The sequence below is a fragment of the Bradyrhizobium sp. genome (genome assembly GCF_035309285.1).
In the GTDB taxonomy this organism is placed as follows: domain Bacteria; phylum Pseudomonadota; class Alphaproteobacteria; order Rhizobiales; family Xanthobacteraceae; genus Bradyrhizobium.
Genome location: NZ_DATGFH010000093.1, coordinates 56,792 through 81,928, shown reverse-complemented (window position 1 = coordinate 81,928; position 25,137 = coordinate 56,792). Strand labels below are relative to the sequence as shown.

The 25,137-nt window shown below is 63.5% G+C and carries 26 protein-coding genes; 23 read left to right on the top strand and 3 right to left on the bottom strand.

Features of this window, described 5'->3' with window-relative positions:
• Window positions 1-130: 130 nt before the first annotated feature.
• From VKR55_RS18180 to VKR55_RS18160, 5 genes are all read left to right on the top strand, one after another.
• Window positions 131-499: a YciI family protein gene (locus VKR55_RS18180; RefSeq protein WP_324405385.1), complete on the top strand. Its 369-nt coding sequence runs from the start codon at window positions 131-133 to the stop codon at window positions 497-499.
• Complete coding sequence (locus VKR55_RS18175) at window positions 496-1,776, top strand: RNA polymerase sigma factor (protein WP_324405384.1); 1,281 nt, start codon at window positions 496-498, stop codon at window positions 1,774-1,776. Before VKR55_RS18180 ends, VKR55_RS18175 begins: the two co-directional genes overlap by 4 nt.
• A gap of 249 nt (window positions 1,777-2,025) precedes the next feature.
• Window positions 2,026-2,331: a DoxX family protein gene (locus VKR55_RS18170; protein ID WP_324405383.1), complete on the top strand. Its 306-nt coding sequence runs from the start codon at window positions 2,026-2,028 to the stop codon at window positions 2,329-2,331.
• Window positions 2,332-2,349: 18 nt separating this feature from the next.
• Window positions 2,350-2,886 (top strand): SRPBCC family protein, encoded by a 537-nt coding sequence (locus tag VKR55_RS18165; protein WP_324405382.1) that lies wholly within the window; start codon window positions 2,350-2,352, stop codon window positions 2,884-2,886.
• Window positions 2,887-2,920: 34 nt separating this feature from the next.
• Window positions 2,921-3,331 (top strand): VOC family protein, encoded by a 411-nt coding sequence (locus tag VKR55_RS18160; protein ID WP_324405381.1) that lies wholly within the window; start codon window positions 2,921-2,923, stop codon window positions 3,329-3,331.
• Window positions 3,332-3,489: 158 nt separating this feature from the next.
• Here the strand turns inward: VKR55_RS18160 and VKR55_RS18155 are convergent, their stop codons facing one another.
• Entirely contained in the window at window positions 3,490-3,927 is a 438-nt protein-coding gene (locus VKR55_RS18155) for a hypothetical protein (RefSeq protein ID WP_414642393.1), read from the bottom strand.
• Between the two features lie 27 nt (window positions 3,928-3,954).
• Window positions 3,955-4,743 (bottom strand): SDR family NAD(P)-dependent oxidoreductase, encoded by a 789-nt coding sequence (locus VKR55_RS18150; RefSeq protein ID WP_324405380.1) that lies wholly within the window; start codon window positions 4,741-4,743, stop codon window positions 3,955-3,957.
• 153 nt (window positions 4,744-4,896) lie between these two features.
• Between VKR55_RS18150 and VKR55_RS18145 the strand changes: the two genes are divergently transcribed.
• From VKR55_RS18145 to VKR55_RS18065, 17 genes are all read left to right on the top strand, one after another.
• Window positions 4,897-5,220: a cupin domain-containing protein gene (locus VKR55_RS18145; protein ID WP_324405378.1), complete on the top strand. Its 324-nt coding sequence runs from the start codon at window positions 4,897-4,899 to the stop codon at window positions 5,218-5,220.
• Between the two features lie 95 nt (window positions 5,221-5,315).
• A complete protein-coding gene (locus VKR55_RS18140; RefSeq protein ID WP_324405377.1) occupies window positions 5,316-6,524 on the top strand; it encodes a serine hydrolase domain-containing protein in 1,209 nt (402 codons plus the stop codon).
• 133 nt (window positions 6,525-6,657) lie between these two features.
• On the top strand, window positions 6,658-7,071 hold the full coding sequence (locus VKR55_RS18135; RefSeq protein WP_324405376.1) for a YciI family protein: 414 nt from the start codon (window positions 6,658-6,660) through the stop codon (window positions 7,069-7,071).
• Between the two features lie 28 nt (window positions 7,072-7,099).
• Window positions 7,100-7,459, top strand: a complete 360-nt coding sequence (locus tag VKR55_RS18130; protein ID WP_324405375.1) for a hypothetical protein — start codon at window positions 7,100-7,102, stop codon at window positions 7,457-7,459.
• A gap of 96 nt (window positions 7,460-7,555) precedes the next feature.
• Window positions 7,556-8,254: a TetR/AcrR family transcriptional regulator gene (locus tag VKR55_RS18125; protein WP_324405374.1), complete on the top strand. Its 699-nt coding sequence runs from the start codon at window positions 7,556-7,558 to the stop codon at window positions 8,252-8,254.
• A gap of 131 nt (window positions 8,255-8,385) precedes the next feature.
• Window positions 8,386-8,886, top strand: a complete 501-nt coding sequence (locus tag VKR55_RS18120; RefSeq protein ID WP_324405373.1) for a DUF2852 domain-containing protein — start codon at window positions 8,386-8,388, stop codon at window positions 8,884-8,886.
• Between the two features lie 456 nt (window positions 8,887-9,342).
• Window positions 9,343-10,059 carry a protein TolQ gene (tolQ, locus tag VKR55_RS18115; protein WP_324405372.1) on the top strand — a complete coding sequence of 239 codons (717 nt, stop codon included), beginning with the start codon at window positions 9,343-9,345 and terminating at the stop codon, window positions 10,057-10,059.
• Between the two features lie 39 nt (window positions 10,060-10,098).
• The gene (locus tag VKR55_RS18110; protein WP_324405371.1) at window positions 10,099-10,572 is read left to right on the top strand and encodes a biopolymer transporter ExbD; all 474 of its coding nucleotides are present in this window, start codon (window positions 10,099-10,101) and stop codon (window positions 10,570-10,572) included.
• Window positions 10,569-11,519 carry a protein TolA gene (locus VKR55_RS18105; RefSeq protein WP_324405370.1) on the top strand — a complete coding sequence of 317 codons (951 nt, stop codon included), beginning with the start codon at window positions 10,569-10,571 and terminating at the stop codon, window positions 11,517-11,519. Before VKR55_RS18110 ends, VKR55_RS18105 begins: the two co-directional genes overlap by 4 nt.
• A gap of 25 nt (window positions 11,520-11,544) precedes the next feature.
• Window positions 11,545-12,876, top strand: coding sequence for a Tol-Pal system beta propeller repeat protein TolB (gene tolB, locus VKR55_RS18100; protein ID WP_324405369.1), 1,332 nt, complete (start codon window positions 11,545-11,547; stop codon window positions 12,874-12,876).
• 363 nt (window positions 12,877-13,239) lie between these two features.
• Window positions 13,240-15,567 carry a putative bifunctional diguanylate cyclase/phosphodiesterase gene (locus VKR55_RS18095; protein WP_324405367.1) on the top strand — a complete coding sequence of 776 codons (2,328 nt, stop codon included), beginning with the start codon at window positions 13,240-13,242 and terminating at the stop codon, window positions 15,565-15,567.
• A 152-nt stretch (window positions 15,568-15,719) separates the two neighbouring features.
• A complete protein-coding gene (locus VKR55_RS18090; RefSeq protein ID WP_324405365.1) occupies window positions 15,720-16,463 on the top strand; it encodes an N-acyl amino acid synthase FeeM domain-containing protein in 744 nt (247 codons plus the stop codon).
• A gap of 276 nt (window positions 16,464-16,739) precedes the next feature.
• Complete coding sequence (gene pal, locus VKR55_RS18085; RefSeq protein WP_324405363.1) at window positions 16,740-17,225, top strand: peptidoglycan-associated lipoprotein Pal; 486 nt, start codon at window positions 16,740-16,742, stop codon at window positions 17,223-17,225.
• 328 nt (window positions 17,226-17,553) lie between these two features.
• On the top strand, window positions 17,554-18,678 hold the full coding sequence (ybgF, locus tag VKR55_RS18080; protein WP_324405361.1) for a tol-pal system protein YbgF: 1,125 nt from the start codon (window positions 17,554-17,556) through the stop codon (window positions 18,676-18,678).
• 84 nt (window positions 18,679-18,762) lie between these two features.
• On the top strand, window positions 18,763-19,839 hold the full coding sequence (tilS, locus tag VKR55_RS18075) for a tRNA lysidine(34) synthetase TilS (protein WP_324405359.1): 1,077 nt from the start codon (window positions 18,763-18,765) through the stop codon (window positions 19,837-19,839).
• A 249-nt stretch (window positions 19,840-20,088) separates the two neighbouring features.
• The gene (ftsH, locus tag VKR55_RS18070) at window positions 20,089-22,011 is read left to right on the top strand and encodes an ATP-dependent zinc metalloprotease FtsH (protein WP_324405358.1); all 1,923 of its coding nucleotides are present in this window, start codon (window positions 20,089-20,091) and stop codon (window positions 22,009-22,011) included.
• A gap of 12 nt (window positions 22,012-22,023) precedes the next feature.
• On the top strand, window positions 22,024-22,443 hold the full coding sequence (locus tag VKR55_RS18065; RefSeq protein WP_324405357.1) for a DUF3052 domain-containing protein: 420 nt from the start codon (window positions 22,024-22,026) through the stop codon (window positions 22,441-22,443).
• Window positions 22,444-22,557: 114 nt separating this feature from the next.
• On the opposite strand, the gene VKR55_RS18060 is transcribed toward VKR55_RS18065, so the two are convergent.
• Entirely contained in the window at window positions 22,558-23,886 is a 1,329-nt protein-coding gene (locus tag VKR55_RS18060) for a (Fe-S)-binding protein (protein WP_324405355.1), read from the bottom strand.
• Window positions 23,887-24,074: 188 nt separating this feature from the next.
• Between VKR55_RS18060 and VKR55_RS18055 the strand changes: the two genes are divergently transcribed.
• Entirely contained in the window at window positions 24,075-24,848 is a 774-nt protein-coding gene (locus VKR55_RS18055; protein WP_324405353.1) for a hypothetical protein, read from the top strand.
• Window positions 24,849-25,137: the final 289 nt, after the last annotated feature.

Below are 25,137 nucleotides of genomic sequence, written 5' to 3'. Positions count from 1 at the left end.
CGCGGCCGCCCCCCGGAGTTGCGAAAGACGCGCTTGATTGCGCGGAACCTGCGCCAGAAAATTTTCTTACCTGTCGCTGTCGGCAGCGCGCATACTCGTTCGTCTTCGAGATGAACGGGGACCGTAACGCATGCTCTACGCCATCCTTTGCTACCATGACGAGGATTTCGTCGGCTCCTGGACCAAGGAGCAGGACGAAACCGTCATGAAGAGGCTTTCCGCCGTGCAAGAGAAGCTCGCCAAACAGGGCCGGCTCGGTCCGGTCGCGCGGCTATTGCCGACCACTGCAGCGACCACGCTCCGCAAGGACGATCCGCCGTTGGTGCTGGACGGCCCCTATGCCGAGACCAAGGAGCAATTGCTCGGCTTCTACGTGATCGACTGCAAGAATCTGGACGAAGCGCTCGACGTCGCGCGCGATCTCGGCGCCGCCAATCCTGGCGGGGCCTATGAAATTCGCCCGGTCGGCATGTTCTCGCCCGGGAGGGCGCCTGCATGACCACGACCGACACCGCCTGGATCGACGCCGCGCTGACGTCGGCGCGGCCCCAGGCGGTCGGCGCGCTGCTCCGCTATTTCCGCAATCTCGACACCGCGGAAGAAGCGTTCCAGAACGCCTGCCTGCGCGCGCTGAAGACCTGGCCGCAAAACGGCCCGCCCCGCGATGCCGCCGCCTGGCTGATCATGGTCGGGCGCAATGTCGCGATCGACGAGGTGCGGCGCCATCGCAAGCAGCAGCCGCTGCCCGAGGACGACCAGGCGATCTCCGATCTCGACGATGCCGAGGAAGAGATCGCCGAGCGGCTCGACGGCTCGCATTACCGCGACGATATCCTGAGGCTCCTGTTCATCTGCTGCCATCCGGATTTGCCGGCGACGCAGCAGATTGCGCTGGCGCTGCGCATCGTCTCGGGGCTTACGGTGAAGCAGATCGCGCGCGCCTTTCTCGTTTCCGAAGCCACGATGGAGCAGCGCATCACGCGCGCGAAGGCCCGCGTCGCGGAGGCCAATGTGCCGTTCGAAACGCCGGGTGCAATCGAGCGCTCCGAGCGGCTGATTGCGGTGGCCGCCATGATCTACCTGATCTTCAACGAGGGCTATTCGGCAAGCGGCGATACCGCCGAAATCCGAAAGCCGCTGTGTGAGGAGGCGATCCGGCTGGCGCGGCTGCTCTTGCGGCTGTTCCAGAGCGAGCCGGAGATCATGGGACTGACCGCGCTCCTGTTGTTGCAGTACGCGCGCACCGATGCACGATTCGCCGCGGATGGTTCGCTCATTCTGCTGGAGGACCAGGACCGGTCGCGCTGGAATCAGAAGCTGATTGTCGAGGGGCTCGCGCTGATCGACAAGGCTGTGCGCCATCGCAAGAGCGGGCCCTATCAAATCCAGGCCGCGATCGCGGCCCTGCATTCCCGCGCGGAAAAGCCGGAAGATACCGACTGGAGGCAGATCGACCTGCTCTACGGCGCGCTCGAAGTCATGCAGCCCTCGCCGGTGGTGACGCTCAACCGCGCGGTCGCGGTCTCCAAGGTGAAGGGCGCCGAGGCGGCGCTGGAGATGATCGAGCCCCTGGCGTCGCGGCTCTCGAATTACTTTCATTTTTTCGGCGTGCGCGGCGCCTTCCTGCTGCAGCTCGGCCGCAATGAGGAAGCCCGCGTCGCCTTCGACCGCGCCATCGCGCTCGCCAATACCTCGGCCGAGGCCGCCCACATCCGCATGCATCTCGATCGCCTGATGCGCGACAGCAAGCAGCGCGATGCGAAAGCGGGGAAGTAACTCCAACCTACGACCTCGTCATGGCCGGGCTTGACCCGCCTGCGGGGCCGAAGCCCCTTCGGCGCGGCGAAGGCCCGCCATCCATCACCTAGCAATGACTTTGCTTGTCCTGATGGATGCCCGGGGCAAGCCCGGGCATGACGACAGAATGGATTGCGAAAAATTTGCACCCACCTGTCGGTCCGCGTCTTCCCCGTTCGTCTATTGGCCAGAGCATCACTGATGCAGACGAATTTCGGGGAGAGTGCCATGTCGACCTACGCGCTGGGCGAGCCGGTCTCGATGCGGGCCTATTTGCTGGGCCGTCTGATCGGCGGACTTGTCATCCTGTTCCTGCTTTTGGACGGCGTGAACCGGCTGGTGCCGTGGCCGGTTGTGACGGAAGCGATGGACCGGATCGGCTACGGTGCGAGCGAGGCGCTGGCGCGTGCGCTCGGCACCATCAGCATGCCGTGTCTGGCGCTAACGACCTTTCCGCCGACGTCATTCGTGGGCGCCATCCTGTGGACCGGTTATCTTGGCGAGGTCGTCGCCACGCACCTGAAGATCTTTTGAGAGCAAATGGAGCTATTCATGTTCGAGACCCTGATCATCATTAGCGCCGTGCTTGCGATCATCATCGTGGTGGTGCTGATCCTGGCCGCGCGCAAGCCCGATACCTTCCGCATCGAGCGCACGGCCGTCGTGAACGCGCCGGCCGACAAGGTGTTTCCGCTGATCGCGGATTTCCATCAATGGCTGAAATGGTCGCCATGGGAGGGACGCGATCCAGCGCTGAAGCGGACCTATTCGGGAGCCGAGCGGGGCAGGGGCGCGGTCTACGCCTGGGACGGCAACAAGAATGTCGGCTCCGGTCGCATGGAAATCCTCGAGGCGACGCAGCCCTCGAAGATCGTGATCAAGCTCGATTTCTTCAAGCCGTTCGAGGGGCACAACACCGCCGAGTTCACAATGTCGCCGCTGGGCGGTGCCACCAATGTCATCTGGGTGATGCATGGTCCTGCTCCCTTCATGTCGAAAGTGATGCAGGTGTTCATGAACATGGACCGCATGATCGGCAAGGATTTCGAGACCGGCCTCGCCAACCTCAAGACCATCACCGAGACCTAGTTCCACCCGCCCATCACCCACCAAGGAGCAAGCGATGTTGAATCCTTACCTGTTCTACAACGGCAACTGCGAAGCAGCGTTCAAGTATTACGAGAAAGTGCTGGGCGGAAAGATCGAGTTCTTGCTGCGCGCCGACGAGGGGCCGGCGGACATGAAGCCGCAACCCGGCTGGGAAAAGAAGATCATGCATGCGCGGATGTCGATCAACGGCCAAACCTTGATGGCCTCCGACGCCCCTCCCGGACATTTCAACAAGCCGCAGGGATTTTCGGTGTCGCTGACGATTGCCGATCTCGCCGAGGCCGAGCACAAGTTCAAGCAGCTCGCCGATGGCGGAGCTGAGAACATGCCGTTCGGCAAGACCTTCTTCTCCAAGGGCTTCGGCATGTGCGTCGACCAGTTCGGCACGCCCTGGATGGTCAACTGCCCGCTCGAAGGGATGTGAGCTGACTTGGCAGGGTGGGCAAAGGCGTAAGCCGTGCCCACCATCTATCTGATGTCGCGATGGTGGGCACGCGGAGTCTGTCATCGGGCCGCGCGTTCGCGCGGACCCGTTGGCTTTGCCCACCCTACGAACTTCCGCACAATCTCAGACCGTGATCGTCACCGGCACGAGCGGTACATCGCCGCCAGCTCGCGTCCGCGCAACAACAACAGGTGCGACGTCAATCCGCCGCGGCGGATGATCCAGTCTCTCACCGGGCCGGGATAGGCTTCGAGCACGAGCCTTGAGGCTTCCGGCTCGGCATAGATGTGCCCGCGGCGGTCGATCGAGCGGGCGGCATGGAAGCCAAGCACCGCGCGCCGCGTCACGCAGATGCGGTTGCTCGGCACGATGCTCAACACCAGTGTGCAGGCCGACATGCAGGGGCCGTCGATGACGACGCGCTCTCCGGAGGTGCGCACCTTGTCGAACAGGTCGATGAAGGGCTCGACCGCGCCGCCAGGGCTGCTGAGGATGCGCACATCCGCGCGCGCCAGCCTCGCTGCGAAGAACCACAGCGCGATTGCAAGCAGGAGAATGAAGATGATACGCATCATGCTCATGGTCTGCTGTCCTCGGGCGCGTCATCCGTTTCGGCGCTGGCCGCGCAGCGTCGGCAGGCCGATGCCTGCGGCATCGAATCCGCCATCGACCGCCAGGATCTGCCCCGTAATGTAGCTGGCGCGATCGTTGCTGAGGAAAAAGATGGCCTCGGCCAGCTCCTCTTCAAGGCCATAGCGGTTGAGCGGGATCGCATCGTGATAATCGGCGCGGATTTCGGCCGTATGGACCGCCTTCGCCATCGCGGTGTCGACCGGCCCGGGCGCGACGCCATTGACGCGGATGCCAAGCGAAGCGAGCTCGACCGCGAGCTGCTTGGTCAGGTGCGCAAGCCCCGCCTTGCTGGTGCCATAGGCCGAGCGCAGCGTGGAGGCGCGCACCGCCGAGATCGAGGTGACGTTGACCACGGCGCCGCCGCCGTGCTCGCGCATCAGGGGCGCTGCCGCCTTGGTGCAGAGAAACGGTCCGGTGAGATTGACCGAAAGGATCCGGCTCCAGTCGGCGTCCGAGGTTTCCAGGAGCGGCGCGAACACCGCAACGCCGGCATTGTTGACCAGCGCATCCAGCCGGCCGAAGCGCTTTGCGATTTGAGCGATAGCCCCCGCCACCGCGGCGGAATCGGAGACGTCGCAGTTTAGCGCCAGCGTGTCGTCCGGCTTCTCGAGCGCGGCCACCGCGCGGTCGAGCAAGTCGCCTTCGATGTCGAGCAGCGCCACGCGCCAGCCGTCGGCGAGAAAGCGTTTGGCGGTCGCAAGTCCGATGCCGCGCGCGGCTCCCGTGACAAGGGCGACTTTTGGCGCGGAAGCGGTCATCGATGGTCCATCCTTATCCTGTCAAATCTGGCGTAGCGGCGAGCGGTCTGCTTTTACTGCGCGGACGGACGGTTACGCGAGAGGTTTGTCATGACGATCTGCGATTCTGCCAGGTGCCCGGTGGAACATTGGCGCCCGGGCGTTGAGACACGGATGCTGTTTTCCGCAGAGCGCGGGGCAGCGCAGCTTTGCATCTTCGAGCAATGGGTCGCTCCCGGAACCGGCGCGCCGACGCATTCGCATCCGGTGGAAGAGGTGCTGACCGTGCGCGATGGCGAGGCCGAGATGTGGATCGACGCCGATCATGTCAGGGTCACGGCCGGGCAATCGCTGTTGATCCCTGCCGGGCGGCTGCACGGCTTTCGCAACAGCGGAGAAGGCACGCTGCATCTTCACGCGGTGCTGGCCTCGCCTATCTTTGAGGCGACGCCGGAAGGCGAGAGGGAACCGGTGCGGCGGTGGGTAGGAACGAAATGACAGGCGAGCACGAAATAATGTTGGCCTGGCATGTCGCATCAGGCCGGCCTCGTTCGTCTTAGCACTGCGGATCAAAATTTTCGGGGAGTAGCAGGATGCAAGGATCGGTCGCGATCGGAGGCTTGTCGAAGGCCCGCCTGAGGCGCATGCGCGACATCATGTCCGGCCATGTCGAGAACGGCAGCATGCCGGGTCTGGTGGCGCTGGTGAGCCGTCACGGCGAGGTGCATGTCGATGCTATCGGCAATATGGCAATAGGTGGCACGCCAATGCAGCCCGATACGATCTTCCGCATTGCCTCGATGACGAAGGCGGTCGGCGCGGTCGCGGCGATGCTCCTGGTCGAGGAATGCAAGCTGCGGCTCGATGATCCCATCGACGATATCCTGCCGGAGCTTGCCAACCGCAGGGTACTGCGCTCCATCGAATCCGAGATCGACGACACCGTGCCGGCGAGGCGCGCGATCACGTTGCGCGACATCCTGACCTTCCGCCTTGGCATCGGGATGATCCCGGTCTTTCCGGATCGCTATCCGATCCAGAAGGCAATCACCGCGATAGGCCTCGCGCCGGGACCGGTGTTTCCACAAATGCCGCCGGACGAATTGATGCGGCGTTACGGCACGCTGCCCCTGGTCTATCAGCCGGGCGAGCGCTGGCTCTACAATGCCGGTTCGGAAATCCTGGGCGTGTTGATCGCGCGCGTCTCCGGCAGGACGCTCGGCGCATTCCTGCGCGAGCGCATCTTCGAGCCGCTTGGTATGAACGACACTGGCTTCTACGCGCCGCCGGAGAAGCACGACCGCTTCGCCACCACCTATGTCCGCGATCGCGAGTCCAACAAGCTCATCGTGTTCGATGATCCCGTCACCGGCAAATTTTCAAGTCCACCGGTGTTCGAAAATGCAAGTGCCGGGCTGGTCACGACCGCGGAAGATTTCAACGCCTTTGCACAGATGCTGTTGAACGGCGGCCGTCTCGGCAATGAGCGCATTCTGTCGCGGCCCGCGGTCGAGCTGATGACATCCGACCAGCTCACAGCGGAACAGAAGGTCGGCTCGGAGCTGTTCTTCAACGACAATCGCGGCTGGGGCTTTGGCGTTTCTGTCTTCACCAGGCGCGATCACCTTCACACCAACCCCGGCCGTTTCGGCTGGGAGGGCGGCTACGGCACGTCCTGGTATTCCGACCCCAGGGAACAGCTCACCGGGATCCTGTTGACCCAGCGGCTGATGGACTCGCCGATAGCTCCACAGGTGATGGCCGACTTCTGGACCGCCGCCTATCAGGCGATCGACGATTGAGCCTCGACGCTCATGAGGCAACCACGTCGGAATAATTCCGCCAGGACTGTCGGCGCCGCACAACCTCCATCGTCTTGTTGACGAGTGTCGGCTTGAGCCGCCGCCAAAAAGACTTCGAAACGGAGAAACAAAAATGCGATTCATGATGCTGATGATCCCATCGGGCTACGAGACCGCGCCGCCCGATGTGAAGCTCGATCCCGAGCGTGTGGCGGCGATGATGAAATACAACGAGGCGCTGAAGGAGGCCGGCGTGCTGGTCACGCTCGACGGGCTGCATCCGCCGTCGATGGGCGTGCGCGTCTCCTTTGCAAGCGGCAAACCTGTCGTGACCGACGGGCCGTTCACTGAGGCCAAGGAGGTGATCGGCGGCTACTGGATGATCGAGGTGAAATCGAAAGAGGAGGCGATCGAATGGGCCAAGAAATGCCCGGCTTCCAATAACGAGGTCATCGAGATCCGCCAGGTGCAGGAGATGGCCGATTTCCCGCCGGAGATTCAGGAGGCGGCCTCCGGCTTTAACGAATTGCAGGCTCGCAAGAACTGATCCATCGCCTCAACCAGGGAGACACACGATGAGCAACACTTACCTCGCCGTTTTCGTCGGCAGCAAGAACAGTGCGAAGCGGGCCGCATGGGACGCGCTATCCGAGGCTGAGCGGAAGGCCAAGGAGAAAGAGGGCATGGCCGCCTGGAATGCATGGGTGGCGAAGCACCAGGGGGCGCTCGCAGACATGGGCGGGCCGCTCGGCAAGACCAAGCGGGTTGGCGCGAGCGGAATTGCCGACATCAGCAACGAGATGGGGGCCTTCACCGTCGTTCGCGCCGAATCGCATGAGGCGGCGGCGAAGATGTTCGAAAGTCATCCGCATTTCGCGATCTTTCCGGGTGAAGCCGTCGAGATCATGCCGGTGTTGCCGATCCCAGGCCGTTAGCGGTTGTTGCCGCCTCGTTCATTCGCATGAATGCCGCGCCGGCCTGCGCGGCATTGCTAGTGCTTTTTGCGCCGGCTTCATGTAAAAGCTGTTTACATGAACTGGCGCAAGGATCAGGGCCGCGAGCGCGGCTACCATCACGGCAACTTACGGGAAGCGCTGCTGCAGGCAGCGCTTGACCTGATCGGGCAGAAGGGCGCGGCCGGCTTCACCTTTGCCGATGCCGCGCGCATGGCGGGCGTCAGTCCCGCCGCGCCCTATCGTCATTTCCGCGACCGCGACGAGTTGCTGTCGTCTATCGCCCAGCGCGGTTTTGAGCAGTTCGAGGCGGCGCTGACGGACGCCTGGGACGACGGTCGTCCCGATACCGTGACCGCCTTCGAACGCGTCGGCAGGGCCTATCTGGACTTCGCGCGTGAAAATCCCGCGTACTATTCGGCCATGTTCGAATCGAGCATTCCGCTCGACACCAATTCGGCCTTGCTTGCTGCCAGCGAGCGGGCGTTTGCGATCATCCGCGCCGCGGCCGAGCGACTGGCTGCGCTGGCGCCCCCTGGCGTGCCGCGCCCGCCGGCCCTGATGATGGCGCTGCACATCTGGGCGATGTCGCATGGCGTCGCGTCTCTGTTTGCGCGCGCCGACGGCGCCCGGCGCAGGCTGCCGATGACGGCGGATGAATTGCTCGAAGCCGAAGTGCTGATCTACCTTCGCGGACTCGGTTTCCCCATTGATCGCCGCTCACCCGAGCCGAAGCCGGCGGACGAGAAACCCAGTCCCTGGGGCAAGCCGAAATAATGTTCCAAAAATAAGTTGGCCGGCGCGACCCGTCGTCGGCTTGACAAAATCCGGGGATGCGATACGTATGTAAATGTTATTTACATTCACGGCGGCGTGATGCCGTAGCGTGATGATGTATGGAGAGGCAGATGGCCTACACCTCAGATGTCAATCGATGGCGCGGCCCCACAGAAGAGCCCTACTACCGCCCGCGCATGCTCGAGAGTCCGTGGCACCCCGGCTGGATCGCCGTGACCATCCTCGGTTTCCTGATCTGGTGGCCGATCGGACTTGCCCTTCTCTTTTTCACACTCGGGAGCAGAAAAATGGGTTGCTGGAACGGCTACGACCGCGATCGCTGGAACGACAAATGGCAGAACAAGATGGAGCGGATGCAGTGGAAGATGGAGCGCATGAGGAACCGCATGGAGCGGCATGGCTTCGGCTTCGGTCCGCCGTCGAGCGGCAACCGCGCCTTCGATGAATACCGTCAGGAGACGCTGCGGCGCCTGGAGGAGGAGCAGCAGGACTTCAAGGAATTCCTGACCCGCCTCCGCCACGCCAAGGACAAGGAAGAGTTCGACGCGTTCATGGCGCAGCACCGCAACCGTCCGACGACCCCGCCGAACGACCAGCCGCCGCAAGGCTAGTGCTTCACATGATCCGTAAAAGTGCGCAGCGGTTTTCCGATCGGATCAGGCGCTAACCTTAAGCCAAAGCCCGGGCGTCATGCCCCCAAAAAGCCCGAGGCCCCACAGAACCGCCCGTTTGCAAGCCGCAAACGGGCGGTTTTCTTATCCGGGAACATTAAATCTGTTTGGCGGACGCTAATCCTGCCGCATTTGACGCAGTTAAAATTCCCCTTTGGTAACTGGACGTTAACTCTGATTAGCGTTGGGTAAGCAGGGTAACGCCGGGCACGAAGCCCTCGTTTTGACATGTTGGCAGGGGATTGCAGGCCTCACGGCTTCGGCGGGCCTCCCATGCGAGAGACAGGGCTTTTTGCGCAGGCGCTTACCGCCGCGGCTCGAGCCGCGCGGGTTTTGAGTCCGGCGGCCGACTAGCGCTCCGTAAATTGGGACACTTGCGTTGAAGGGATATCGCTGATGAATCCGGCCGATGTGGCCCAGGCAGCCATTCCATTGCCAGCTGCCGCAGACGTATCGCTGATCGCGTTGTTCTGGCAGGCGCACTGGATCGTGAAATGCGTGATGCTCGGCCTGTTGTCGTGCTCGGTCTGGGTCTGGGCGATCGCGATCGACAAGTTGTTTCTGTATTCGCGCACCCGCCGCGCCATGGATCGTTTCGAGCAGGCGTTCTGGTCGGGTGAATCGATCGAAGAGCTCTATCGCGCGCTGGCAGCCAAACCGACGCAATCGATGGCGGCCTGCTTCGTCGCGGCGATGCGCGAGTGGAAGCGGTCGTTCGAAAGCCACGCCCGCTCGATTGCCGGCTTGCAGATGCGGATCGAGAAGGTGATGAACGTCTCGATTGCGCGCGAGATCGAGCGGCTGGAGCGCCGGCTGCTCGTGCTCGCGACCGTCGGCTCCGCGGGCCCCTTCGTCGGCCTGTTCGGCACGGTCTGGGGCATCATGTCGAGCTTTCAGTCGATTGCGGCCTCGAAGAACACGTCGCTCGCGGTGGTCGCGCCGGGCATCGCGGAAGCCCTGTTTGCTACCGCGATCGGCCTGATTGCCGCCATTCCGGCGACGATTTTCTATAACAAGTTCACATCCGAGGTGAACCGGCAGGCCCAGCGGCTCGAGGGCTTCGCCGATGAATTTTCGGCGATCCTGTCCCGTCAGATCGACGAGCGGGCTTGAGGCACGGTATAATATGAGCGGAGCGGTGAGCACCAAGACATGGCGATGAACGTGGCAAGCTCGTCCGGGGGTGGCGGCCGCCGCGGCCGGCGCAAACCGGTGATGGCGGAGATCAACGTCACGCCGATGGTCGACGTGATGCTGGTGCTCCTCATCATCTTCATGGTGGCCGCACCTCTGCTCACCGTCAATATCCAGGTCGATCTGCCGAAGGCCGCCGGCGGCACCGCAAGCAACGCCGACACGCAGCCGCTCGAGGTGACGGTCAAGAAGAACGGCAACAGCACCTGCGTCTCCAATGTCGATATCTATCTCGGCGACACGCAGATCCCGTTGGATCAACTTGGTCCCAAGATCAAGGCCATCAAGGATTCCAAGGGCGGCGGCGAGCAGGTGGTCAAGATCCGCGGCGACCGCGACACCTGTTACTCCGACATGATGAAGGTGCTGGGCCTGGCGCGCGACGCCGGCTATCGCGCCAGTATCGTGGTGGTCCCGGAGCAGGGTTCGTGAGAGCCGGCGACCTCATCCGGAAACTGCGCGAGCGTAAGGGGACGGCGCTGTCCATCACCTTGCACGTGCTTGTGATCGGATGGGGTCTGATCTCGTTTTCGGCGCGCTCGCTGGAGGCGCCGCCGCCGGAGGATATCATCCCCGTCGACATCTCGATGGACGACACCTCGAAGATGACCGCCGGCATCAAGAGCGGCAAGAAGGAAAATCCGAAACCCCTGGTCGACAAGGTTGCCGAGGCAAAACCCGTCGATGACGCGGTCGGCAAGATCGACAAGAAGGAGGTCGTGACCTCAACCTCTACGCCTGATCCGCCGCCGAAGCCCGTCGACAAGCCGATCGAGAAAAAGCCCGACCCGAAGCCGGAGCCCAAGAAAGCGGAATCCAAGCAGGCGGACAAGAAGCCTGATGAGAAGGGCGACGATCCGATCGCCGATGCCTTGAAGGCGGACAAGAAGAAACCGGTGCCGAAGCAGGCAGCCAAAGTCACGCCGCAGCCGCCGAAGCGGAAGGAGCGCATCTTCGACGAGTCGAGGATCGCCGCATTGCTCGACAAGCGCGATCCGACGCGGCAGGCCGTGACCGGTGCCGTGATCAATTCCAACGCCGCGCTCGGCACCAAGACTGGCAACGCCAATGCGATGATCGCGACCTGGAAGGGCGCGTTCGTCGGGGCGGTCCGCCGCTGCTTCAACTTCCCCTATAACGGGCAGGACGCCGATCAATTCGAGGTCGATATCGACATCCGGTTGCGGCTCGACGGCACGGTGGCCTCCGAGCCCGTGATCGTCGCCGTCCGTGGCCCCTCGCGCTCGGTCGGTAACGCCATGGCCGAGAGCGCCAAGCGCGCCGTCGAGGAATGCCAGGCCTATGCGTTCCTGCCGAAGGATCAGTATGACACCTGGAAGTACATTCCGATGACGTTCGGCCTTAAAGACTTGCTGTGATTGTAAATCCAAGGCAGTGGTTGAAATGAGCAACATCCCCTTTGTCACGCGACGCCGGTTCATGATCGCCACCGGATCGGCGGTGGCCACCCTCGGTATTCAATCCGCATGGGGGCAGGGACGGCTGCGAATCGATCCAGGCGAATTCCAGCCGATGCCGATCGCGATCCCCAACTTCGTCGGCGGCGCGCCGACGGACGACGATGTCGGCGCGGGCATCACGGGGGTGATCACCAACAATCTGAAGCGCTCGGGGCTCTTTGCTCCGATTGACCAGAATGCCTTCATCGAGCAAATCAAGAACCCTGACCAGCCTCCGACTTTTGCAAGCTGGAAGCAGATCAATGCACAGGCGCTGGTGACGGGCCGTGCGACCCGCCAAAGCGACGGCCGGCTCAAAGCCGAATTCCGTCTCTGGGACGTCGGAAGCGGCCAGCAGCTCACCGGCCAGCAATACGTCACATCGCCGGAATATTGGCGCCGCATCGCTCACATCATCTCCGATCAGATTTACGAGCGGCTCACCGGCGAGAAGGGCTATTTCGACAGCCGTGTCGTGTTCATTGACGAGAGCGGCCCCTCGCAACGCCGCATCAAGCGCCTCGCGCTGATGGACCAGGACGGCGCCAACGTGCGCTACCTGACCAAGGGCGCCGATCTCGTGATCACCCCGCGCTTCTCGCCCTCGACCCAGGAAATCACCTATATGGAATTCGGCCAGGACGAGCCGCGCGTCTATCTCTTCAACCTCGAGACCGGCCAGCGCGAGATCGTCGGCAACTTCCCCGGCATGTCGTTCGCGCCGCGCTTCTCGCCGGACGGTCAGCGTATCATCATGAGCCTGCAGGAGGGCGGCAACGCGAACCTGTTCGTGATGGACCTGCGCTCCAAATCGACCACGCGCCTCACCGACACGCCGGCGATCGATACCGCGCCTTCCTATTCGCCGGACGGCAGCCAGATCTGCTTCGAGTCCGACCGTGGCGGCAAGCCGCAGATCTACGTCATGCCGGCGGCCGGCGGGCAGGCGCAGCGCATCTCCTTCGGCGACGGCACCTATTCGACGCCGGTCTGGTCGCCGCGCGGCGACTACATCGCCTTCACCAAGCAGGGTGACAGCCAGTTCGCCATCGGCATCATGAAGACCGATGGCTCCGGCGAGCGCATCCTGACCTCCGGCTTCCACAACGAAGGGCCGACCTTTGCGCCGAACGGGCGCGTGCTGATGTTCTTCCGCGACCCCGGCGGCAACAGCGGGCCGTCGTTGTTTACCGTCGACGTCAACGGCCGCAACGAGCAACGCGTGCCGACGCCGGGCTATGCCTCCGACCCCGCCTGGTCGCCATTGTTGTCGTGAGCATGCGCGAGCGGATGATCCGGACCCGGAGGTGCGCGCCGGCGTAAAGTCGGCGATCGGTTTTCAGGCCAATCAGGTGCGAGCGAGCAGGAAGGCTGAGCGAAAAGGACATTCGTCCGCTTCCCATTGCGTTTGTCGCCGCCCGCCTGAACACGCACTGTTTTCGGAAAACTTTGCACGCTTTTTCAGGCGCATGCGCGTTCGCTTTGCATCGTGGTCGGCAAACTTTTCCTATTCAATTGATTGTATGACGGAATTTCGTTCATGCGCGATGCGAGACAACGCGCCTTTAACGATGTTCGCTCAGAAAGGCTTCATTTAGCAATTGTAGAACTGCTCTCGAACAGGACGCGCCGTCTTCAAATGCAGCTCCAAAGCCAGAACAAGGAGACAGATCAGCAGGTCTCGCCGAACGTTGCGGCGGCGCTGACCGATTCTCTCTTCGAGGCTCCTGGTACGGTGCTGACCGGCATTGTCTTCTCGGCCTTCGCGGCATCCCTGACCGCGTTGAAGACGGGACAGATTTTGATCTGGATGTTCGTTCCGCTGCTCATTCTCGCCGGAGCTGCCCGCGCGTATGATTTGTGGCGGTACCAGACCCGCAAATCGACCCTGACCGCCGAAGAAGCTGCGCGATGGCAGAGGCGCTATCAGGTGGGAGCGATGATCCAGGCGGCCGTGATCGGCCTATGGTGCTTCGCCAGCCTGTTGAGCAATGACGACGCAGTCGCTCACATGATCGCCCTGTCCGTTACCACGGGAATTGTGGCGGGAGCTGCCGGGAGGGCCTACGGACGGAAGGGGATATTCCGTCTCCAGGCTATCATCATGTTCGGCCCAACCGTGATTGCGTTGGCGTTGCATGCCACTCCTTACTACATCGCGATGTCGGCCGTCTGCGCCGCATTCCTCTTTGCCGTCATGCAGCTCTCGGCCAATCTGCACAGGATTTTCATGCGCGCGGTCGTGGCGCGCGAACGCGAAGCAGCGCTGGCGGGCCAGTTCGACACGGCCCTGAACAACATGCCGAACGGCCTTTGCATGTTTCGGGCCGACGGGCGACTGGTCGTGATGAACAACTGCTTCCGTGAAATGCTGAACCTGCCGGATGACGCCCTCGACCGCCATCTGAGCGCGTCTGATCTCATCGAAGCCTGTGTCGCCGCGGGATCGATCCCGGCGGAGGGCGGCACGATGATCCTCGCCGAGATCGAGCGCACGCAGACGCGCGAGATCATCACGACCGATCCCGATTCTGCGCGCGGCCGCTCGCTGTCCTGGAAGTTCCAGCCGATGGCCGGCGGCGGCGTCGTGCTGCTCGAGGACATCACCGAACGGCGCAACGCCGAAGCCCGGATCATCCATCTGGCGCGCTTTGACGAGCTCACCGCGCTGCCCAACCGCGTCAATTTCCGCGACGAGATCGAACGCCTGCTCAAGGCGCCGTGCGATGCCGACCGGCTCTCGGCGTTGTTGTTCATCGACCTCGACCAGTTCAAGCAGGTCAATGATACGCTAGGTCATCCCTGCGGCGACCAGCTCTTGTGCGCCGTCGCCGAGCGGCTGCGCAACATGATGCGGCCGGAAGATTTCGTCGCGCGCTTCGGCGGCGACGAGTTCGTGGTGTTCCAGCAGAACATCCATGGCGCCGATGACGCGGCCGGCCTGGCGCGTCGCATCGTCGACCACTTGAGCGAGCGCTACAAGATCGATAATCACCTTGTCGAGATCGGCGCCAGCGTCGGCATCGCGATGACCTCGCCCGGCGTCTCCGCCGATACCCTGCTCAAGAACGCCGACATGGCGCTATACCGTGCCAAGGCGGACGGCCGCGGCACCTTCTGTTTCTTCCGCGACGAGCTCGCGCAGATCGTCGAGGCTCGCCGGACTCTCGAGCTCGACCTGCGCAAGGCGCTGGCGAACGAGGAGTTCGAGCTCTTCTACCAGCCGCTGGTCAATCTGAAGTCGGGCAAGATCACCACCTGCGAGGCGCTGTTGCGCTGGAATCATCCGGTGCGCGGCACGGTGTCGCCGATCGACATCATCCCGGTTGCCGAGGACATGGGACTGATCGTCGATCTCGGCCGCTGGATCCTGCGCAAGGCCTGCATGGAATGCATGAAATGGCCGGAAGGCGTCAGCGTCGCCGTCAACTTCTCGCCGCAGCAATTCCATCAGCGCGATATCCTGAGCGAGGTTCGCTATGCGCTCGAGGTCTCGGGCCTGCCGGCACAACGGCTCGAGATCGAGATCACCGAATCCTCGCTGTTGCGCAACACGCAGCTCACTCACGACGTGCTGTCGCAGCTCAGCGCCACCGGCGTGCGTATCTCGCTGGACGATTTCGGCACCGGCTATTCGAGCCTTTCCTATCTGCATAACTTCCCGCTGCAGAAGGTGAAGATCGACCGCTCCTTCCTCGAAGGCATCGACAGCGATCGCCCGCTGACGCTGCTGCGAGGGGTGGCTCGGCTTTCGGCCGATCTCGGCATGTCCGTCGTGGTCGAAGGCATCGAGACCAACGAGCAGCTCGAGCGGATCTCGGCCGACGGCACGGTGACCGAGGCGCAGGGCTATCTGTTCAGCCGGCCGGTCCCTGCGGTTCGCGTGCGCCAGCTCCTCAACGCTTCGCATGGCCGCCGCACTCCGGAGGATCGGATCGTCTCCGTCCCTTCGCGATCGATCGCCTGATCTGTCCCGATCCGCCGCTTTTTTCCCCGGCATAACCGGGTTTTTGCGGTGCCGAAAGGTTAACCCTAACCCTTTCAAGGCTTTGCAATTTCCTTAAGGAACCGTTAAGGTCTCCCACTCGCGGAAGTTGATAGGAAGTTTGGGAGTACCTGATGAAGTCCGGCGCCGAACCCAGCTCGCCGCTTGTGCGAGGAGCAAGGCTGTTTGAGCGCGTCGACTACCGGCTGATCGAAGCTCCCGAAGAAAAAGATGCCATCTACTTGATGCGTTACCGGGCCTACCTGCATGGCGGATTGATTTCGCCATCGGAGTCGCGGCGCGTCATTGATCGTTATGACGATGCGCCTAACGTCTGGCTTTTCGGCATATTCGTCGATGGAGAGCTCTGTGGTTCTTTCCGTATCCATGTGCTGACGTCGGAGTGGCGGCAGTCCTATTCAACTGAATTGTTTGGCGATGTCCTTCACGAACGCCTCGATCGAGGCGAAGTTTTCGTCGACCCGGCGCGCTTCACGGCAGACCCGGAAAAGGCGCAACGGTTCCAGGAACTCCCTTATCTGACGGTTCGGCTCGCTTATATGGCCTGCGATTATTTCAACGCCGATACGGGCCTTGCGATGGTGCGTACCGATCATCAGGCGTTCTATCGCCGCGTCCTTCTGTCCGAAACGATCGCCGGACCGCGTCCATTTCCGGGCTGGAATACCAGACAGGTCGTCTTGATGGCGTCAGACTTCCGGAAGGTCCGTGAAAAGATTCTGGCGCGGTTTCCCATCATGCGCTCGAATGCATTCGAGCGGCGGATGCTGTTCGACCGCACAAGCCACCGCAAGGCTTCGCCGCGGCCGGTCCTCGCTTCGGTGCCGCTCAGCCCGGACGAGGCCCTATCGCTTTAGCCGGCCGCCGGTTCCCTCTCACCCGCGGCGCTCCGCGGTGGCATTCGGACAACACGGGCAAAATTCCCGCGAAAAGGGGCGCCTGCGCTGCCTGACGTGACTTGCCTTCACCCTCGCGCCACATTTACAACCCATTAACTATTGCCGCGGCTTTTCGCGGTTCGGGGGCATTTGATCGGGCGAGGCAACACCCCATCAAGGTTGACGGAACGTTCGCTTAACCAACCCCCTGTAGACCGGATGGCAGTACCAAGACGTGAGCGTGGAGGCTCCGGAATGAAAAATGCTATGCGTATCCTCCAGGGATTGAGGCTGGCTGCGGTGCTGGCTGTCGCGCTGTCAATGGGCGCCTGCGCCAACAAGCTCGGGGCCGACGCGATGGCGAGCGCTGCGACACCCGGCAGCCAGCAGGACTTCGTGGTCAATGTCGGCGACCGCGTCTTCTTCGACAGCGACCAGACCGACTTGAGCCCGCAGGCGGTTGCCACGCTCGACAAGCAGATCCAGTGGCTGCAGGCCTATCCGCGCTACAGCTTCACCATCGAAGGCCACGCCGACGAACGCGGCACCCGCGAATACAATATCGCGCTCGGCGCCCGCCGCGCCCAGACGGTCAAAGCCTATATGCAGGGCCACGGCATCGATCCGAGCCGCATGCGCACGATCTCCTACGGCAAGGAGCGCCCGGTCGCAGTCTGTAACGACATCTCCTGCTGGTCGCAGAACCGCCGTGCGGTCACTGTGCTGAACGCGAGCTCTTGAGAAAGCGGCGCGCAAGCCAGCCTCGAATTTGCCGGCGCCTTCGGGCGCCGGTTTCATTTCAGCAGGCTCGCACGCGGGCATCGCGCGCCGCGGCTGGCGGTGCTGAAGCCGGCGTGGGATGAACCGCGGAATTGCCCCAGGTTCCGGCCTCAGTCATCTTGATGAACAGCCTGCGCCAACAAGCCCCTTGCTTGTTTGGAAGCCGGTACTAAACCTGACCTGCGCGATCCGGCGTCGGATTCGGAACTCCGGTCACAATTCCGGCGTACTCCGTCTCCCATTTGTGCCGGGCTCGCCGATGTCGGGCTGATTTCCTCGTCAGGGCAATATGTCGTCGAATTTCCTCAAGCTGACCGGCGCCGCGGCGATCGCCGCGCTGGTCTTTCTGTCGTCGCAGGCCTTTGCTCAATCGGATGATGCGGATCCGGAGATGCGCATCCAGAAGCTGGAAGAGCAGCTTCGGCAGCTCACCGGGCAGAACGAGGAATTGCAGCACCGCAATCAACTGCTCGAGCAGCAACTGCGGCAACTCGGGGCCAACCCACAGCCGGCGCAGGGGCAGCAGCCCAGCGTCGCCGCGTCGCCGCCGGCGCAGACCGCGCCGAGCTATAACCAGCAGCCGGCCCAGGCGGGTTATCAACCCGGCTATCAAGGCGGTTACACGCAGCCGGGTTACGGGCAACAACCCCAGCCCGGCTATAGCCGGCCGCAGCAGGGCTATCCGCAGCAGCAGGCTTACCCGAGCCAAGGCTATCCGCAGCAGCAGATCGCGACCACTCCCGCGCCGATCGTTGAACCGGCGTCGCGCGGCGGTCGCGGCGATGCCTTCGATCCCACCCAGAACCCGAACGCGCCGGGCGCCCCGCAGGCCTTGGGCGGCGGCCGAATGCCGATTCAGGCCGACGGCTCGGGCGCTGTGCCCGACGGGCGCGTACCCGGCGCGCCGCTCGACCTCTCCAACGGCGCCAACATCCAGGCCGGCCTGCCGCCGCAGCAGGGTGCTCCGCCGCCCCCGCCGCCGCGCAATCCCAACGGCACCGGCGGTGGCCTCGTCACCGCGCCGCCCACGAACTCGCCGCGCGACGAATACGATCTCGGCATCGGCTACATGCAGCGCAAGGACTACGCGCTCGCCGAAGACACGATGAAGAATTTTGCGCAGAAATATCCGAACGATCCCCTGGTGGGCGATTCCCAATACTGGCTCGGCGAAAGCTACTTCCAGCGCCAGCAATATCGCGACGCCGCCGAAGTCTTCCTCAATGTCACCAGCAAGTACGACAAGGCGACGAAGGCGCCCGATGCGCTCTTGCGGCTCGGACAATCGCTCGCCGCACTGAAGGAGAAGGAGGCCGCCTGCGCCGCCTTCGGCGAGGTCATGCGCAAATATCCGCGCGCCGCCGCCGGCGTCAAAGCCGCCGTCGACCGCGAGCAGAAGCGGGTCAAGTGCTGAGATCGAGGCGTGCGCTGCGCCTGATCCGGTAGCGCCTCGCATCTCGCGCGCTTAGGATGAGCGGGCTCGAACTGCAGCACCGCCATGCGAGATGACGACCAATCCCCGATCTCGGCCAGCGACGCGAAAACCCTGTTCGCGGGCTGGAGAAACGCGCCAGCCCTGGTACTTGCGGTGTCCGGCGGGCCCGACTCGGTCGCGCTGATGTGGCTTTTCGCGCGCTGGCGCCGCGCGCTTTCGCGCGGGCCGCACCTGATCGCGGTCACCGTCGATCACGGCCTGCGGACGGAATCTGCGCGCGAGGCGCGCGACGTCAAGCGGCTTGCGCGTTCACTTGAAATCGAACATCGCACCATGAAATGGACCGGCGCCAAGCCGAAGAACGGCATTCCGGCCGCGGCCCGCGCCGCGCGTTACCGCCTGCTCGCTGACGCCGCGAAAAGCGCGGGCGCGACCCATATCCTCACCGCGCATACGAGCGACGACCAGGCCGAGACGGTGTTGATGCGGCTGTTCCGCGGCAGCGGCATTGCGGGCCTGTCGGCGATGGCGCGCGAGAGCATGCGCGACGGCGTCGTGCTGGCGCGCCCGCTGCTCTCCGTTCCGAAATCGCGGCTGGTGGCGACGCTGGGCAAAGCGGGCATCGCCTACGCCGACGATCCGACCAACCGCGACCTTGCGTTCGCCCGCCCGCGCTTGCGTGCGCTGCTGCCGATGCTTGCAGCCGAGGGCGGCGACGCGCGCGGCCTCGCCCGGCTTGCCGCACGGCTCGGTCGGGCCAATGAGGCGGTCGAGGTGCTGGCCGATGGCGCCGAGCGCTATCTTGCGTTGAGAGGGCGCGCGCCGCCGCGGCAGGAGGGGCGGGAGTTCGATGCGGAAGCCTTTGCCGCGCTGCCCGAGGAGATCCGGCTTCGCCTTTTGATCCGCGCTATCAACGCCTTCGGACATGAGGGCCCGGCCGAGCTCGGCAAGGCCGAGACCCTGCTCGCGCAAATGGACCGGTGTTTTGCCGCAAACGGCGCCGAAAGCAGCCCGAAGCGAGCGCAAATCCACCTGAAACAGACCCTTGCAGGCGCCCTGGTAAGCGTCAGCCGGGGCCGGGTCCTGATTACGCCGGCGCCCAAGCGGCGACGCGGATCAGCCTCAACGGGTGGCAAATAACACCGAAGGTTGCGTCATAATCCGCGTTGCAGAGTCTTAACCACCTCAGAAAAGGCCGTTTCCAGCACCATTTTTTTCCCGGGAATCTCGCCCGGATGCGCTAAATAGTCAGGCGTGGTTCCCTTGGCATCGAGGCGGGCGGCACCTAAATTTGCAATATGGTCGTGGAGGGGATTCCCTCGTGGCTACCAAGGGATCAGTCCAAAAAGGACACAAGGCCGCGATCCGCGCGACCACGAAGGAAAATCGATGAACGCCAATCTGCGCAATTTCGCCCTCTGGGTCATCATCGTGCTGTTGCTGTTGGCGCTGTTCACGCTCTTCCAGAATCCCGGTCAACGCACCTCCTCCCAGGATATCTCGTTCTCGCAGCTCCTGACCGAAGTCGATCAGGGCCATGTGCGCGACGTCGTGATCCAGGGCCCCGAAATTCACGGCACCTTCACCAACGGCTCGAGCTTCCAGACCTATGCTCCGAGCGATCCGACGCTGGTCTCGCGCCTCTATAACGGCAAGGTCTCGATCACGGCGAAGCCGCCGGGCGACAACGTGCCGTGGTTCGTCTCGCTGCTCGTCTCCTGGTTGCCGTTCATCGCGCTGATCGGCGTGTGGATCTTCCTGTCGCGGCAGATGCAGGGCGGCGCCGGCAAGGCGATGGGCTTTGGCAAGTCGCGCGCCAAGATGCTGACCGAAGCGCATGGCCGCGTGACCTTTGAGGACGTCGCCGGCGTCGACGAAGCCAAGCAGGACCTGCAGGAGATCGTCGAGTTTCTGCGCGACCCCGGCAAATTCCAGCGCCTGGGCGGACGGATTCCGCGCGGCGTGCTCCTGGTCGGCCCTCCCGGCACCGGCAAGACCTTGATCGCGCGCGCGGTCGCGGGCGAAGCCAACGTGCCGTTCTTCACCATTTCGGGCTCCGACTTCGTTGAGATGTTCGTCGGCGTCGGTGCGTCGCGCGTGCGCGACATGTTCGAGCAGGCGAAGAAGAACGCGCCCTGCATCATCTTCATCGACGAGATCGACGCGGTCGGCCGTCATCGCGGCGCCGGCCTCGGCGGCGGCAATGACGAGCGCGAGCAGACGCTGAACCAACTCCTGGTCGAGATGGACGGCTTCGAGGCCAACGAAGGCGTGATCCTGATCGCCGCGACCAACCGGCCCGACGTGCTTGACCCTGCGCTGATGCGCCCCGGCCGCTTCGACCGCCAGGTCGTGGTTTCCAACCCCGACATCGTCGGCCGCGAGCAGATCCTGAAAGTTCACGTCCGCAAGGTGCCGCTGGCGCCCGACGTCAACCTGAAGACGATTGCGCGCGGCACGCCCGGCTTTTCGGGCGCCGACCTGATGAACCTCGTCAACGAGGCTGCGCTCACCGCGGCGCGGCGCAACAAGCGCATGGTGACGCAGGCCGAGTTCGAAGAGGCCAAGGACAAGGTCATGATGGGCGCCGAGCGCAAGTCGCTGGTCATGACCGAAGAGGAAAAGCGCAACACCGCCTACCACGAGGCGGGGCATGCGATCGTGGCGCTGCACGTGGCTGCGAGCGACCCCGTGCACAAGGCGACCATCATCCCGCGCGGCCGCGCGCTCGGCATGGTGATGCAGCTCCCCGAAGGCGACCGCATCGGCTATACGCGCCAGTGGTGCGTGTCGCGGCTTGCGATCGCACTCGGCGGCCGCGAGGCCGAGATCCTCAATTCCGGTCCGGACCGCGTCACCAATGGCGCTTCGGGCGACATCCAGCAGGCGACGAATCTCGCGCGTGCCATGGTGATGGAATGGGGCATGTCCGACAAGCTCGGCCGCGTGCGCTACCAGAGCAATGAGCAGGAGGTCTTCCTCGGCCATTCGGTGGCGCGCTCGACCAACATCTCCGAAGAGACCGCGCGCCTGATCGACGCGGAAATCCGCCGCCTCGTCGAGGACGGCGAGCAGGAGGCACGCCGCATCCTGCTCGATCACCGCGGCGACTGGGAGAAGATCGCTCAGGGTCTGCTCGAGTTCGAAACGCTGACCGGTGACGAGATCAAGGAGCTTATCAACGGCAAGAAGCCGAACCGCGAGTCGGTGCTGGAGCCGACCACGCCTCGCGCCTCCGCGGTGCCGCCGGCCGGCAAGCCGCGCCCGCGTCCCGATCCGGACCCCGGCCTGGAGCCGCAGCCGCAGGCTTGAGGTCCTTCGAAAATGGCCGGGTATTCCGGTAAGTCACTCTCGCAAAAGCTCGGCATCAAGCCGGGCTTTTGTATTTTCGTGGACGGCTCGCCCGCGGACTATCGCAAGATCGTCGGCGAATGGCCTGACGGCGCGAAGCTCGTGCGACAACCACAGGTGCCGCTCGACATGGTGCATCTGTTCACAAGCGAGGCGAAGGGGCTTGCCGCTGCCTTGCGCAAATATCGCGAGATGATCGCGCCCGACGGCATGATCTGGGTGTCCTGGCCGAAAAAAGCTTCAGGCGTAGAGACCTATCTCAGCGATGTCGCGGTGCGCGACACCGCGTTGCCGCTCGGCCTCGTCGACACCAGGGTCTGCGCCGTCGACGAGGTGTGGTCCGGGCTGAAGTTCGTGATCCCGAAGGCGGAGCGCGGCAAGCATTCGAAGTAGCGCTGACGCTTTGGACTCTCCGCGGTTCCGTCGCTCACCGTATCCTTCGTTGAACCAGCCCCTCACCCAACCTCTTACCGCGAAGAGCGGGGAGAGGGAGAAGGAAGGGCACCATCACGGCCGCGGGCTTGCCTCCAGCGGCAGCGGCTGGTCGCCAAGCATCGCCTTGACGACGACCTCGCGCGCGAACGCGGAATCGAGCGCGTGCGCGGCGATCAGATCCTCGCACTCCCTGACGATCAGGTCGGCATCCTGGGTGATCTTCAATTCCTTGTGCCGGTCGCGGCGATGGAGGCCCATGCTTTGCCCGAGCACCTCCAGGATGTTGAGGATGCGGAACGGCTGGTCGCGCTCATGCGCGCACAGCTCACGGTGATCGGAATGGTAGATCGTGACCAGCGCGTCGATGCCCGCCTCACGTGCCGCCTCCAGCTCGGCGCGCTGCAGCTCGCGCTTGTAGTCGGGGAGCACTGACATGCTCGCGCTCTGCAGCCCGGCCGCTGGCTGCCTGAGATCGACGATCTCCATGCCGGGCACGGCCTCAAGCAACTCGAGCACGGCTTCGACGATACCGGCGACGCCGGAATGGCGATGCAGCGCGACGCGCATTTCGACCGGCGCACGCAGATGCGGCCGCAACTGGTCGAGCCGGCCGCGCAGGAAGCGCAGGAACGGCGTCATCTCGAACGGCTTTGCGCCGCGCTGCCGTTCGATCGCCGGCAGCGTCGTCTCGCTGAACTGGACATAGCAGCTCGGGCACCAGGACAAGACGCCCGACCTGCTGCTCGACATCTTGTCGACGGAGCTCGTGCCCATGCGCCCGGACATTTCGGTGTCGCCGGTGCGGAACTGCATCACGCCGCAGCAATGGCTGGGGCCGCCCATCACCGAATAGGAGATGCCGAGCACATCCATGATGTCGAGTGCCAATAGCGCGATGTGCGGTGTCTTCAGCACGTTGCAGCCGGTGTAGAATACGAAATCTGGCACCTCGTCCTTCGCGGCGAGCGTGGCCGCCCCCTGGCCGAGGCGCTCCAGTGCGGCATGGTCGAGCTGCATCCGCGCCAGCGTCGCGACGTCACGGCTGGTCTCGCGATAGCGGGTCACGCCGGCGCGGCGCCGCGTGGCGAGATCCGACTCCTTCCGCCGCATGGCGCTGCGCGCCATCGCGAGCAGGAAGCGCGGATTGACGCCGTAGTCGCAGGCGCGGATGCAGTCGCCGCTCAGCATGCAGGAGGATGCCCATTTGCGCGAGGCTTCGGAGCCTTCGCCCAGCCGCACCAAATCGATCACGCCGGCGATCACATCGGTCGGGGACGCGTCCGCGATACCCGCAGGCCGAACGCTCGGACAAGCCTCGACGCATTTGCCGCACCTTGTGCAGGCATCCAGCATCTCGCCGACGCGCTCGTTCAGGGCGGCTTCAAAGCTGAGATCGGTCATAGGATCGGTCCTGGCCCAAAAGGCAGCCAAAGTGGCAGCCAAACCATAACGGCCGCGGGCCACCCTGCCAATCCGGCGCCGGTAGCCCCTTCCGGGGGGGGCCGGCCCCGTTGAATCCAAGATTTCTCCTCTTTTGGACCTCGATAGCAGGCTACCGGTCGAAGAGGACAACAAGAGGAGACGTCCCAGTGCCGACGGAAGACAGGTTTGCCCCTGACGATCCTTTGCCCCTGTTTCTCTCTCGTCACGCTGATGAAGAGGAGCAGCGCGACTCGCCCGTACTCCTCAATATGAGCATTTTGGTCCTGACGACGGCGCTGGTCGGGTTGGCGATGATGCTATCGCTGGGAAATCCGGCGAAGGTCTTTGCTGACGTCAGGGCTTCGCTGACCGGCACGTCGACCTCTCGGCCCGACACCGTTCGAGCGACGGTGAAAATTCAATCAGCCGCTGACGTTCAGGCTTTGCCGGCGACTTTGCCTCCGACCGCGACGGGCGCGCCTGGGCGCGACAACATCATTTCTGCCACTTTTGACAACGCCGATCAGAAGCAGGCAGAAACCAGCGAGGCATCATCTGCCGCCCTGTTTCAGCAATTTCAGGCATGGGCGGCTCAACAGGATGCAGAGGCACAAGTCGAGCAGTCTGTGCGACCCGTGGAAGACGCACGGGCGCAAGTCGAGCCGGTGCAGCCTGTCGAAGATGGACCAGCACCAATTATGCAGGATGCTCAAGCATCGGTCCGGCCCGCTCTAAAGCACAAAAAGATCCGACACGTGCAAAATGCGCGGGCAGACCAAAATGCGCGGGCAGAGATGCGACCGGTGCGGAACCCCCGCGCAAGGGTCCAGCGGGATCGGAATGCGCCGGTTGAACCCCGGCAAGCACAGGGTCAGCCCGTACAAAATGCCCAGCCACCCCAGGCCCCATCGTTCTTTCAAAGCCTCGGTGGGCGCCAATAGATCAAGTCGGCATCAGCCAGTCTGAGGCCCTGAGCGCACCTTCAGGGCATCCAGTCGAATTTGTAGTTCAACCCGGGCTGGATCGTCCTGGTGACTTGAAAACTGTTGGTTGATACGCCGTTGGAAACCGTGACCAGGTCGGCGTGCTCGAAGTCCATGGACTTGCACTCGACCTTGGCCGAGAGGTTCCGTAAAACGCCTTGGACATGGGCGCGGGAGCCGGCTACGAAGCGGCTCGCAACTTGCGCTGCGCGGCCGCTGGTTGTGGGTTCACGAGTCTCAAGGCGAT